General features: G+C 38.3%; 15 protein-coding genes. 5 read left to right on the plus strand and 10 right to left on the minus strand.

The genetic code is table 11. From position 1 onward, the window contains the following. Positions 1-114 precede the first annotated feature (114 nt). From frr to bshA, 3 genes are all read right to left on the minus strand, one after another. The gene (gene frr, locus J2X77_RS22695) at positions 115-678 is read right to left on the minus strand and encodes a ribosome recycling factor (RefSeq protein WP_209581773.1); all 564 of its coding nucleotides are present in this window, start codon (positions 676-678) and stop codon (positions 115-117) included. Between the two features lie 28 nt (positions 679-706). Beyond that, positions 707-1411 carry a UMP kinase gene (gene pyrH / locus J2X77_RS22700; protein ID WP_075991132.1) on the minus strand — a complete coding sequence of 235 codons (705 nt, stop codon included), beginning with the start codon at positions 1409-1411 and terminating at the stop codon, positions 707-709. A gap of 74 nt (positions 1412-1485) precedes the next feature. After that, positions 1486-2628 (minus strand): N-acetyl-alpha-D-glucosaminyl L-malate synthase BshA, encoded by a 1143-nt coding sequence (bshA, locus tag J2X77_RS22705; RefSeq protein WP_209581770.1) that lies wholly within the window; start codon positions 2626-2628, stop codon positions 1486-1488. A gap of 360 nt (positions 2629-2988) precedes the next feature. Here bshA and J2X77_RS22710 point away from each other — a divergent pair, with 360 nt between their 5' ends. The 5 genes from J2X77_RS22710 (at position 2989) to J2X77_RS22730 (ending at position 6796) form a co-directional block, all read left to right on the plus strand. Then, entirely contained in the window at positions 2989-3708 is a 720-nt protein-coding gene (locus J2X77_RS22710) for a DUF1003 domain-containing protein (RefSeq protein WP_209581766.1), read from the plus strand. Beyond that, complete coding sequence (gene arfB, locus J2X77_RS22715) at positions 3705-4109, plus strand: alternative ribosome rescue aminoacyl-tRNA hydrolase ArfB (RefSeq protein ID WP_209581763.1); 405 nt, start codon at positions 3705-3707, stop codon at positions 4107-4109. Before J2X77_RS22710 ends, arfB begins: the two co-directional genes overlap by 4 nt. A gap of 135 nt (positions 4110-4244) precedes the next feature. Next, positions 4245-4613 carry a BlaI/MecI/CopY family transcriptional regulator gene (locus J2X77_RS22720; protein WP_209581760.1) on the plus strand — a complete coding sequence of 123 codons (369 nt, stop codon included), beginning with the start codon at positions 4245-4247 and terminating at the stop codon, positions 4611-4613. 29 nt (positions 4614-4642) lie between these two features. Further along, a complete protein-coding gene (locus tag J2X77_RS22725; protein ID WP_209581758.1) occupies positions 4643-5887 on the plus strand; it encodes a M56 family metallopeptidase in 1245 nt (414 codons plus the stop codon). 18 nt (positions 5888-5905) lie between these two features. Continuing rightward, complete coding sequence (locus tag J2X77_RS22730; RefSeq protein ID WP_209581742.1) at positions 5906-6796, plus strand: hypothetical protein; 891 nt, start codon at positions 5906-5908, stop codon at positions 6794-6796. 22 nt (positions 6797-6818) lie between these two features. Here J2X77_RS22730 and J2X77_RS22735 read toward each other — a convergent pair whose 3' ends face one another. The 7 genes from J2X77_RS22735 to accB all read right to left on the minus strand — a co-directional run bounded on the left by J2X77_RS22735 (position 6819) and on the right by accB (position 13265). After that, positions 6819-7109, minus strand: a complete 291-nt coding sequence (locus J2X77_RS22735) for a chaperone modulator CbpM (protein WP_310082643.1) — start codon at positions 7107-7109, stop codon at positions 6819-6821. Positions 7110-7113: 4 nt separating this feature from the next. Continuing rightward, entirely contained in the window at positions 7114-8049 is a 936-nt protein-coding gene (locus J2X77_RS22740; protein WP_209581739.1) for a DnaJ C-terminal domain-containing protein, read from the minus strand. A 157-nt stretch (positions 8050-8206) separates the two neighbouring features. Further along, on the minus strand, positions 8207-9781 hold the full coding sequence (locus J2X77_RS22745; protein WP_209581736.1) for a M28 family peptidase: 1575 nt from the start codon (positions 9779-9781) through the stop codon (positions 8207-8209). Between the two features lie 177 nt (positions 9782-9958). Then, on the minus strand, positions 9959-10405 hold the full coding sequence (gene rpiB, locus J2X77_RS22750) for a ribose 5-phosphate isomerase B (protein WP_209581732.1): 447 nt from the start codon (positions 10403-10405) through the stop codon (positions 9959-9961). A gap of 13 nt (positions 10406-10418) precedes the next feature. Beyond that, the gene (gene tatC, locus J2X77_RS22755) at positions 10419-11279 is read right to left on the minus strand and encodes a twin-arginine translocase subunit TatC (RefSeq protein ID WP_209581730.1); all 861 of its coding nucleotides are present in this window, start codon (positions 11277-11279) and stop codon (positions 10419-10421) included. A 76-nt stretch (positions 11280-11355) separates the two neighbouring features. After that, the gene (gene accC, locus J2X77_RS22760; protein WP_209581726.1) at positions 11356-12711 is read right to left on the minus strand and encodes an acetyl-CoA carboxylase biotin carboxylase subunit; all 1356 of its coding nucleotides are present in this window, start codon (positions 12709-12711) and stop codon (positions 11356-11358) included. Positions 12712-12785: 74 nt separating this feature from the next. Further along, entirely contained in the window at positions 12786-13265 is a 480-nt protein-coding gene (accB, locus tag J2X77_RS22765; protein ID WP_209581723.1) for an acetyl-CoA carboxylase biotin carboxyl carrier protein, read from the minus strand. Positions 13266-13321: the final 56 nt, after the last annotated feature.

Genomic DNA, 13321 nt, shown 5'->3' on the forward strand with positions numbered 1-13321 from the left:
CACTATAAATATATGAAAATCAAACAATTAAAACAAATTATAAGCCTTAGATAATGCAAAAAAAAGAGACTGTCATTTTGAGACAGCCTCTTTTTCCCATTTAAGTAGGAAGACTTAAACAGTCATGATATCTTTTTCTTTTAGTTCAGCCAATTTATCAACTTTTACAATGAATGCGTCCGTTAACTTTTGGACTTCACCTTCGGCAGTTTTAATTTCATCTTCTGACGCACCATCATTTTTCAATTTCTTGATGGACTCATTGACATCCTTACGGATATTACGAATACCGATACGGCCTCTTTCAGTTTCCTCTTTTACCTTCTTAACTAGATCACGTCTCCTTTCTTCTGTTAAAGGGGGAACATTCAGACGAATAACGATACCATCGTTCTGCGGGTTGATGCCTAGGTTAGCGTCTGTGATAGATTTTTCAATTGCGTTGATAAGCGATTTCTCCCAAGGCTGAATAACAATAGTCCGTGCATCAGTCGTATTGATGTTTGCCACTTGTGAAAGTGGAGTGGCGCTACCATAATAGTCTACTGAAATACCATCTAACATAGATGGAGAAGCTTTACCGGCACGAATTTTAGTTAATTCGGATTCGGTGTGAGCAACTGCTTTGGACATCTTGTCTTTACAATCGTCCAATTCAATTGAAATTAGTTCGTTCATATAAGATTACGTTTTTAACAGATTTAAATTATTTAACCACAGTTCCAACATGTTCACCATTAGCAAGTTTTAATAAATTGCCTGGTTTGTTCATATCAAATACGATGATTGGTAATTTGTTTTCTTGACAAAGGGTAAAGGCAGTCATATCCATGACATTTAATCCTTTCTCATAAACCTCTGTGAATGATATTTCCTCAAATTTTGTTGCACTAGGATCTTTTTCCGGATCAGCAGTGTAAATACCATCTACACGTGTTCCTTTCAATACTGCATCTGCATTGATTTCGATCGCACGTAAAGATGCCGCAGTATCCGTTGTGAAGTAGGGATTTCCAGTACCAGCTCCGAAAATAACAATACGGCCTTTTTCCAAGTGGCGAACGGCTCTTCTACGAATAAAGGGCTCACATATTTGCTCCATTTTGATCGCAGTAAGCAAACGTGTCTTTTTCCCAACTTTCTCAAGTGCATCCTGCAGTGCCATGCTATTGATGACTGTGGCAAGCATGCCCATATAGTCTGCTTGAACACGGTCCATTCCTGATTTTTCAGCGCTTAAACCACGGTAAATATTACCGCCACCGATAACAATTGCAATTTCTAAACCTTGATCGTGAATTTCTTTGATATCATTAGCGTATTGTGATACACGGTTAATATCGATACCATAGCTTTGGTCACCCATTAAGGATTCACCGCTAAGTTTTAATAAGATACGTTTGTATTTCATAATTGTTTTTTTGGAAATTTTCCAAAGGTCAAAGATAAAATATTTTTTTTATCCCCTAGGACTTAAAGTGATATTTATTGTGGTTTTATTGTTTCACTAATGACTTTTTGGTAATATTGCTCATAAAGAGGCATAATATTAGACAATTGGAATTCTTTGGCGTGATTTAATGCTGCTTCTTTAAATTTATCTAGACGCTCACCATCTTCCAGAATATAAATTGCATTTTTTGCCATGTCATCCACATCGCCCACCGCACTGAGAAATCCAGTTACACCATTTTCATTCAGTTCAGGTAAACCACCGGTATTGGAAGAAATCACCGGAACTTGACAGGCCATGGCCTCTAGTGCTGCGAGTCCGAAGCTTTCCGAGCTTGAAGGCATTAGGAAAAGATCCGATACAGACAGTATTTCTTCCACTGCATCTTGTTTACCCAAGAAACGTATGTCTTGACATACATTAAGTTCTCTCGAAAGCTCTTCTGCGTTTCGACGCTCAGGACCATCTCCTACCATTAAGAGCTTCGAAGGGATTACATCATGTACTTTCTTAAAAATACGAATGACATCTTCAGTATTTTTAACCTTTCTGAAGTTGGACGTATGAACCAATATCCGTTCATTGCCCGGAGCAATCGCTTTTTTGAAATGTGAACGGTCTTTATTGCTGAACCTGTCCAAATCAATAAAGTTTGGGATCACCTTGATGTCGCGGGTAATGTCAAAGTATCCCAGCGTCTGATCTTTTAGATTCTGTGATACAGCAGTTACGCCATCTGATTGATTGATGGAGAATGTAACAACGGGACTAAAACTCTTGTCCTTACCTACAAGTGTAATATCTGTGCCATGCAAGGTTGTTACTACCGGAATATTAATGCCATAGGTAGTAAGCAAGATCTGTTTTGCCATAAATGCCGCTGATGCATGTGGGATTGCATAGTGGACGTGGATCAAATCCAACTTTTCGAAACGAACAACATCTACCAGTTTGCTGGCTAATGCAGATTCATAGGGTAGAAAGTCAAAAAGCGGATATTGCGAAACAGCTACCTCATGGTAGTATAGGTTTTCAGAAAAGAAATCCAGCCGTGCAGGTTGTCGATAGGTAATAAAATGGATCTCATGTCCATTAGCGGCCAAAGCCTTTCCTAGTTCGGTTGCAACTACACCACTTCCACCAAAGGTGGGATAACAAACAATTCCTATTTTCATCTGCGTAATTATGTCTGAGCGTATATTTAACTGCATCTCTAGTATGCACTGTTCAATTTTGTTTAAAGGCTAACGTGAACCTCATGTTAGTATTCCGACTATTTTCGTCTAAACACATGCGATGTTTATCGCATATATAGTACATTTATTCATCAGACAACGAAGAAGCAATTTTAGTCTAACGATTGTCTTCTTCAATCATTTCATGAAAACATGAAAAATTGAGGATGCTTATTCCTAAATTTTGTGCTGCAAATTTCGACTATTTATGCGTAAAATAACAAAAACCAATTGCCATAGTTTTGTGAATTTTTTGATTGGTTAAAAAGCGCTATCTTTAAATAGACATTTAATCGGTATATGGATAACTTTATAAGTGATATTTCAGGACAGCAATTTCCTTCTGAACAACGTATTTTGGGGGCTTCAATTCGACAGCCAATTTTTAAACTTATAAAAAAGGAGTATCCGAGCTTTGGTAAAGATAAATACATCGCTTCCACAGAGTTGACACGGTTCAAAGAAGCTTATATATCCGAATTTTTAAGGGATGAGTCGGGACAGTTAAGTCAACTGGATCAACAGGTAATTGATAGCTTCAAGGAAAATAAGGTAATCAGCGCGAGTCTGGATGGAGATACAAATGAACCGATCAGCTTAGGGGACAAAGTTGCAGATAAAGTGGCTGAATTTGGTGGAAGCTGGGTATTTATTATTTCCTTTATCTTTTTTTTGATCGTTTGGATCTTAGCCAATATCTATTGGTTAAATAATAAAGGTTTTGATCCCTATCCCTTTATTTTACTTAACCTGATTCTGTCCTGTGTGGCAGCGTTACAGGCTCCCGTTATTATGATGAGCCAAAATAGGCAGGAAGATAAAGATCGCGAACGGGCAAGAAATGATTATATGGTTAACTTAAAAGCTGAACTCGAAATTAGGGAATTGCATGAGAAAATTGATCACCTCATTATCCGCAAAGAGCAAGAACTTGCCGAAGTACAACGGGACCAAGTGGAAAAATTGGGTTTTTTACTAAAAAAAATGGAAAAGATAGAAGAAGCATTTAAAGAAAAATGAATTTAGAAGGAGTAATAGGCGAACTGACGTTTAAGTTTTCCAGGTCGGGCGGAGCAGGTGGACAACACGTAAACAAGGTGTCATCCAAAGTATTGCTGCAGTGGAATGTCGAGGTTTCCACAGCTGTTTCTGTTGAAGAAAAAGCGATGATTTATACAGTTTTGGCAAATCGCATAAATAAATATGGAATATTGCAACTGGAATGTGATATCGATCGATCACAGATTCGGAATAAAGAAATTGCAATCGATCGCTTTAGGCGTATTTTGGAGTCCGCGCTTGTACCAATAAAGGCCCGAAAGAAAACAAGAATACCTTATTCAAGCATTTTAAAAAGGTTAGACAGAAAGAAGCAACAAGCTCAACTGAAAGCTTCACGCAAGAAGAACTTCGAAGATTAAATTCGAATCTTTAATAAAAAGTATTGTTTATCAGTCATTTATTTTAAAACTAAAAATATAGTTGTAAAACTAAATATTTAGTTTTAACTTAGAGAACGTATTATTATTACAGTATTTTTTTATTCTATAGAGGTTATGGAAGATTTTAAAGAGTTAACGAAAGCTGAAGAGCAAATTATGAAAGAGCTCTGGGAGATGGAGCGTGGCTTTGTCAAAGAGATTATTGATCGGTTGCCAGAACCGAAACCTGCCTACAATACAGTGTCGACTATCGTTCGTATTCTCGAAACGAAGGGTTTTGTGACGCATGAATCTTTTGGAAAAAGCCATCAGTATTTACCGAAGATTTCAAAAGAGGAATATAAGAAAGGTCTTACAGGAAAATTACTAACCAATTATTTTGATAATTCCCCCAAAAGTATGCTTTCTTATTTTTTGGAAGAGAATAGATTAGACGTTAGGGAACTTGATGAAATCCTGTCTATAATTGAACGTAATAAATAACAACCAAAACCTTTATAAACTTTTTGATTATGATTTATTTATTGATTGTCAATGTTTCATTGATTATCAGTTTTGTACTCTATAAACTGATTTTTAGAAGGCTCACTTTTTTTCAATGGAATCGGATCTATCTCATCGGAATGTCCATATTTTCGCTATTGGCTCCGGTAGGTATTTTTATTGAATTACCAAAGACTGAGCTGATTTCCAAACATCTTGTAAAGATCGATCTGGGAACATATGTGGATATAGGAATTGGAAACTCAATTGAAAAGCCCTTATTTTTTTTAGATATAATTGTAAAGATTTATTGGATAGGGGTGGTACTCGCCTGCCTTTTCCTAATGATCCGAATCAGCTATCTTTTTCGGGTATTGCGTTCTTCGCCTGATCACCTAAGTTTTTCCTTTTTTAATAGGATTGTAATCGGGAGATTGACCTACAACAAGGAAAATATTGCATGGCATGAACAGATCCATACTGAACAGGGGCATTCATACGACTTGCTATTGATTGAGATCCTGAAAATTTTCAATTGGTTCAATCCTGTTGTCTATTTTCTTCAAAGAGAAATACGGTTTCAACATGAATATATTGTAGATGAAATTTGTTCTGCCGATAAGGTGGCCTATGCAGAAATGTTGGTCGCTCATGCATTGCGAACAGACCAATTGGTTTTTTCACAAGAATTTTCGAATCATTCGTTTTTAAAGTTGCGCATCAGGATGTTATTTAAAGATAAATCGAAACCGAGACAGCGCCTGTTATACGTAACGGTGTTACCCATGCTATTGTTGATAACCTTATCTACTTTAGTATTCAATACGAGTAGGGCAAAAGGAATGGTTTTAGCTGTTGAGTCAGGGGTTAAGCAGGTGGCAGCATTCGATCATCAGACCTACCCGCCTAAACAAACAAAGCGTAGCCACATACAGTCCAATGAACAACCGGATACGATGCCTTTTGATCAGGTCGAAGTGAAGCCAGTTCCAGAAGGAGGAATGCAGTCATTTATGATTTGGGTAGGCAATAATTTTCAGTTTCCAAAACAGGCTGTGGAACATGATATCAGTGGTATGATTGAAGTCAATTTTATTATTGAAATAGATGGTAGCTTATCCCATATTAAAGTTAAAAAGGATCTCGGTTATGGCACCAAAGAAGCAACGTTGAAACTCATGGAACGTGCAAAGCGATGGAAACCGGCGCTCGTCGGCGGTAAACCAGTACGAGTTGCCTATACATTGCCCATTCGTCTTAATCTAGCAAAATAAAACACCAAGTATTATAGTATGCACACCATAATCATCCGAGTCTTCTATGTCATTATCGCCTTTGCGACGCTCTCTTCATGTAAATCTTATCAGGTCGTTCCTAACGGTTTTGCTGTCGAGGGAGACGAATATTTTGTTAATCTCAATAAAGAGCTCACCGTATTTTTAGGGGATGATATTATGGAGGATAAAAATTGGCAAGGCAATACGAGTCCAATCAATGCCGATAAAGTTACGCGTAGGTTTCGCAAGGTGTTACGCCACTTGCGATATTCGGACACTGCTTACAGCGTGCTATTTTCTGGACATTTAGCGGGGAAATATAGCTATGATATGCTTGCCATAGTGAACAATTCACCAAATGTAAAAGGAAAGAAAAACCATCTGCTGAATCTAAGTTATTTTCAGCGTGAGCAGCATAAAGAAGGTCGATATTTTTATAGCATCACAACGTTTAAAAGGCAGAAGTTGCTTCATTTTGTCATCCCTTTTAACGGCCGCCTTTGGCAAGAAAAAATGGTGTCTTTGATTTTTCTCGTCCCCGAGAATTTTACCGACGTTGCATGGGCTAAGGATATTGTAATGTCGAATGTGGCCATGTATCGCGATCGTTATAAGTTTACACCGAGCCGTACCGAAATTTTATGCCCAGATGACGGCATTAGCCGTTCACATTTGGATTATAAAATTCCTGAAGAAAAGGTAAACAAAACAGGCTTTATGTTAATGAAAGCCTATGGTGTGGTTGAGGGGAAAAGAAAATTGGTTGTTTATCGTGTAATGAAGCCCAATGATTTTTATGGATCCTTTGTCACCTGTAAAGGAGATTATGAAATTCTGTACACGACTTTGAAAGATAAAATTGTTTGGCAGACCAAAGTAAATACAGAGCGAGATGTCGAATTTTAGAGAATAAATTAAAATCCTTGGATCAGTATTCCAAGGATTTTAATTTATTCTTTAAATGCAAGATTTCGTTTTGAAGCTGTTCCACTTTTTCCAATAAATGGCTAGCCACCTCAATTCCGGCAGGATTCACTTCTAGCTCGTAATAGAGATTTGAAAAACGTTCCAGTTTCTGAAGATCGTCTTCATCGATATATTGTTCTTCCTGTTGAATGACGATGTGTATGAGCCCATATTCCACCATAGTTTCCAAAAAGGTTGTTTCAACCTTTCTAGACTGACAGAAGTCTATGACTCTTATAAGTGTCGTTTCCATAATATTATTTCTTTAGATCCTTCAATTGTTGAAACAATGTTTTTTCTTCGGCAGTCAGATTGCTCGGCATTTGTATATTCAATGTAACATATAGATCTCCAAATTCGCCCTCCTTTCGATACACAGGGAACCCTTTTCCTTTAAGACGCATTTTTGCACCATTTTGACTTTCAGCTTTTATTTTTAATTTTATTTTTCCACCGAATGTATCTAGCGTAGCCTCGCCGCCTAAGATAGCGGTGTAGAGATCGATGTCAAGTGTTGTATACAAGTCGCTTCCCTGACGTTTAAAACGACCATCGGGGGCGATGTTGATTGTTATGTAGAGATCTCCCTTTGGACCACCATTTATACCATCGCCTCCATAACCTTTAAGTTTGATTTTTTGGCCATCCTCGACTCCCGCATGAATCGTGATACGGATATTTTTTCCGTTGATATTAAATGTTTGTGAATGGGTGGTGTAAGCCTCTTGTAAAGATAAGCTGAGTTCGGCATTAAAATCCTGTCCACGGAATGTGCTTTGCCGTCCGCCACCACTTCGGCTCCCAAACATCTGTTCAAAGAAATCAGAAAATTGGCTGTCGTCAAAGTTTCCGGTATACTCGTGAGAACCGCTGTTTCCGCCAAAGGGATTGCCAGTTCCGCCAAATGGATTGCCTCCAGCCGACTGGGATTGGCGGTATTGCTGTTGCGCTTTTTCATATTCCTCCCCATGTTGCCAGTGCTCACCATATTGGTCATACTTTTTACGCTTTTCAGGGTCAGATAATACCTCATTTGCCTCATTAATCTCCTGAAATCTTTGTTTTGCCTCATTGTCGTTAGGGTTGACATCAGGATGGTATTTGCGGGCTAGTTTTCGATATGCTTTTTTGATCTCATCAGCTGAGGCTGTCTTATCAGTGCCAAGCACTTTATAGTAATCTACAAAAGCCATAAATTATACTTGTTTTTTTGTATTAAAGTTAACAATAATTACCCATAAAATGTTTATTCTGAAGGTCATTTTACCGTATAAAAAAAGCAAGTAAACTTTTGTTCACTTGCTTTTTTTATACGGTAAAATAATTTTAATTACAGCGGATAATTCGGTCTTATTCCTTATTGGTGTCAACAACGAGGCGATTTTCCCGATTGGCAATTTGCCATGCAGTAAAGAATGCAAGTTGCTCGCGCTTTACCATCAAGGGAAAATCGATCTTGTCATAGGTGTCCGCAGGTGTGTGATAGTCCGGATGCAATCCCGAAAAATAAAAGACTGAGGGTATACCTTTTTTTGCAAAGTTGTAATGATCTGAACGATAATACAAACGCATGGGATCCTTTGGATTGTCATAGGTGTAGTCGATCTCCATTTTCGTATGCATCTCATTCTCATTCTTATTGATTTGATACAACTCCGAGCTCAATTTATCCGAACCAATCGCATGGATGTAATTGTGATTTCCTTTGAGATGCTTATCGTCGACACGACCAATCATATCAATATTAATGCAGGCTACAGTATTTTTCAATGGGAACACTGGATTTTCGGTATAAAATTTGGATCCTAATAATCCTTTTTCCTCTGCAGCGTAGGTAATGAACAAGATACTGCGCCTAGGGCCATTTCCAGCAGATTTAGCCTTTGAAAAAACACGTGCCAACTCGAGAACAGCCGTTGTGCCCGAGGCATTGTCATCGGCCCCAAAGAAGATATTTCCTTTGGAATCTATTCCATCATGGTCATAGTGGCCTCCAATCACCACGACTTCATCTTTTTTATCTGTTCCTTCCAGGTAACCAAGAATATTTGGGTCAGTTAGAGTAGTGGCATTGGTGCCAAACTCGGCTTTAAAATTAGTAGGAATAACAAAAGAACTTGGCTGTCCAGATCGATTAATCTTTGAAACTATAGCGGCAAGGTTAGTTCGCGCTAGATTCAAAACATAGTTGGCTGCATGATCAGTAATATTGACAACAGGGATCATAGGCGACTTCTCCGGTGCGGGCTGATCTATCGCTAAATTATAGCGTCCTTCTGTAGCCCGGTCTCCAGCATCTTCCAAAAGTTGAGATAATTGACTGTTAATAGCCAATATCATCTTAGGATTGTGTTTAAGGATTTCCTTAACTTTTTTATTTCTGGTTGTCGACCAGTTAGACGGAGTCTTTGTGCTGCTAATCCATGAATTACCCTTTTCATCCGTTGGTTCATGCTCATTGATTAGCATAACAATCTTATTATGGAGATCCATACCAGCGATATCCGAATATTGGGGATCATCAATACCATAGCCAATAAAAACAATTTCACTACCCTCGAAAAACTTGTTTTCATTGTTGCCAATGACAAAAATATCTTTGCCATGTTGAAAAGGTCTCTCATTAATACTAAATTGCTTTACCTTGAAGCTATTTCGAATAAGCTGCAGGGGTTGGAAATAAGACCCATTGACAGGTGCAGTAAGGCCATATTTTTTAAATTCATTGGCAATATATTCTGCAGCCAGGCGTCCGCCTTTTTGCCCCGTTCCTCTGCCTTCAAAATCAACAGAAGCTAAGGTGCGTAGATGCTTTTGCGTAGATTCTACTGTGATTTCCTCCGCATATTTACTGTTTACGTCCTGTGCTTTAGCACAGCTCATCAGCACGCATGCGATCCAAAGCAGGTTGTATATTTTTTTCATTGTTTATTTTTTACTGTTACTAGTTTGTAAGCTTTATCTTGAGTTTTCAGTTGGCTCCACCGCCGCTATCTTCTTACAGATAGATGTAAGCACGTTCAGTATCTGCACAATATATAAAAAAAAGCGGATGAAAAGTATTGTTTACCTTTCATCCGCATCTTAAAATATGTTAATTTATTAACAGCTACAAGCGATTTTGTCTACCCGATTAGCGTGACGGCCACCTTCGAATGCTGTGTTTATAAATGTATTGATAATCTTTTTAGCAAGCTCAAGATCGATAAAACGTGCTGGGATACACACTACGTTAGCATCATTATGCTGACGGGCCAAAGCAGAGATTTCCTCTAACCAACAGATAGCAGCACGAATATTTTGGTGTTTATTGGCTGTGATGGCAACTCCATTTGCACTGCCACAAATTAAAACTCCGGCATCTGCTTCTTTATTTTCCACTGCTGATGCAACTGGGTGTGCGAAATCTGGATAGTCAACTGAGTCTGGAGAATTTGTCCCAAAATCTGTTACTTCATAACCCAGTTCTTTCAAAAAGCTTACCAAAGCTGTTTTGTAGTCAAAACCCGCGTGGTCACTTCCAATTGCAATTTTCTTTACGCTGCTCATTTTTATTGTTATTTTATTTTTCTTGTGCTAATTTTTTTCTTTTAACATCCGCAGAAACCATAATACTGATTTCATATAATAGGAACATTGGTGCCGCAACTGTCAGCATGGTGATTATATCTGCCGAAGGTGTAATAACCGCAGCTATCACTAAAATAATGACTGTTGCATAACGACGGCTGGCTCGCATAAATTCCGGAGTCATAATACCGATTTTAGAGAGAATAAATACCAGTATCGGAAGTAGGAAGACAATACCACAGCCCAATGTTAAAGTTGAAATGGTCGAAAGGTAATTATCAATGGTAATCTGGTTGACGATTTCATCACTCAGCGATACATTTGCTAGAAAGTTGATGGATAATGGTACAACAATGTAGTATCCGAAGAGTGCCCCTAAAATAAACAATAGCGAAGCATAAAATACAAACCCACGGGCAGATCGTCTTTCTACGTCTGTTAATGCTGGTTTTACAAATAACCAGATTTCAAAAAGAAGATAAGGAAAGCCCATCATCAAAGCCATCAATAAACAGGAGTTTATCTGAAGCATAAATTGACCTGCTAGTTCAGTATTGATGATATTAAAAGGAATTTTTTTTACACAAAAGTCTGCCAGATTAAAAGCGTCGGCTGCTTTACACATCATGCGATAGGTCCAAAAATTTAGATTTTTTGGCCCCATGATGATATCGTTGAATACGAAATCATAGAATGTAAAAGCAATACCTGCAAAGATACAGATCGCAATTGCTGAACGGACCAAATGCCATCTTAAAACCTCAAGGTGGTCAAAGAACGACATCTCTGCTTCTATGTTCTTCCCTTTATCTTTAATAGCTTGTATAAGATCTTTCGAATTAGGTGTACTCATAAAAATTGTTTGGAAACAAAAATACCATTCTTATTGTAAAGAATGGTATTTTTTATGTGTGTAAAGATAATTTTATTTAATCTTCTACAGGATATTCAGTTAGGTCGAAAGTTTCCATAAACTTCGTTGTGAAATTACCTGCTCTAAAATTAGGATCACGCATCAATCTTAAGTGCAAAGGGATGGTTGTTTTGATTCCTTCAATGACAAATTCGCTTAGTGCTCTTTCCATAGTGCTGATTGCTTCCTCACGCGTTTGTGCCACAGTGATTAATTTCGCAATCATCGAATCGTAATTAGGCGGAATGGTGTATCCTGAATATACATGGGTATCTACACGTACTCCATGCCCACCTGGTGAGTGAAAGTTCGTGATCTTACCTGGAGAAGGGCGGAAGTTATTAAAAGGATCTTCTGCATTGATACGACATTCAATGGCATGCATCTGCGGTTCATAATTTTTTCCCGAGATAGGAATTCCTGCTGCCACTTTAATCTGTTCTTTGATCAAATCAAAATTGATGACTTCTTCCGTTACTGGATGTTCTACCTGGATACGGGTATTCATTTCCATAAAGTAGAAGTTACGATGTTTGTCAACCAGGAATTCGATCGTACCAGCGCCCTCATAGTTCACCGCTTTGGCACCTTTGACAGCAGCTTCACCCATTTCGGCTCTCAACTCAGGAGTCATGAATGGAGATGGAGATTCTTCGATCAATTTTTGGTGACGGCGTTGAATTGAGCAGTCACGTTCAGATAGGTGACATACAGTGCCAAATTGATCACCTACAATCTGGAATTCAATATGACGAGGTTCTTCTACATATTTTTCAAGGTAGATTCCATCATTACCGAAAGCCGCAGCTGATTCAACACGTGCAGAATCCCACGCCGGTTCGAATTCTTCATCTTTCCAAATGATACGCATTCCACGACCACCACCACCAGCAGTTGCTTTGATGATAACAGGATAACCGATTTCATTTGCTAATGAAATGCCTTCTTTTACATTTGATATCAAACCTTCAGATCCGGGCACTGTAGGAACACCAGCTTTTTTCATGGTATCCTTAGCACGGGATTTATCACCCATTTTCTCGATCTGTTCGGCTGTAGCACCAATAAATTTGATGCCATATTCTGCACATATCGCTGAAAAGCGCGCATTTTCGGATAAGAAACCATATCCTGGATGGATTGCATCAGCATTTGTCAGTTCGGCAGCAGAAATAATATTCGGAATGTTTAAGTAAGAGTCTCTACTTGGAGGAGGACCGATACAAACGGCTTCATCCGCAAATCTTACGTGTAGGCTATCTCGGTCAGCAGTAGAATATACTGCAACACTTTTGATACCCATTTCACGACAGGTACGGATAATGCGCAGGGCAATCTCTCCTCTATTTGCAATTAATATTTTTTTGAACATTGTCTTGAATTATGAAGTTTGCAAAAAAATGTAGCCCTTTGGAGGCTACATATATTCATTTACGCAATTGTAAATTATTTAGGCTCAACTAAGAATAATGGCTGGTCGAACTCAACAGGTTGAGCATCTTCTACCAAAATCTTAACGATTTTACCTGAAACTTCAGATTCAATTTCGTTGAATAATTTCATTGCTTCAACGATACATAATACAGAACCTGTATTGATATCATCACCAACATTGATGAAAGACGGTTTGCCAGGTCCTGCCGAACGGTAGAATGTACCGATCATTGGTGATTTGATTGTAATCAAGTTTGCATCTGCATTTGCGGCTGGCGCTGCAGGACTAGCTACAGGAGCTGGTGCCGCTGCTTGCGCAACTTGAGGAGCAGCGATAGGGGCAACAGCAGGAACAGAAGCTGTCACATACGTAGGCTCTTGATTTGTTTTTATTGTAATTTTAAAATCTTGCTCTTCAATCGAGACTTCATTCACACCTGATTTTGAAACGAATTTAATCAAGTCCTGAATTTGTTTGATATCCATACCCATAGTATTCTAGGTTTTGTTTGTTTCTAAAAAATTCTAACTGTCAAAAGTAATAAATT

This window comes from Sphingobacterium sp. 2149 (assembly GCF_031455655.1).
In the GTDB taxonomy this organism is placed as follows: Bacteria; Bacteroidota; Bacteroidia; order Sphingobacteriales; family Sphingobacteriaceae; genus Sphingobacterium.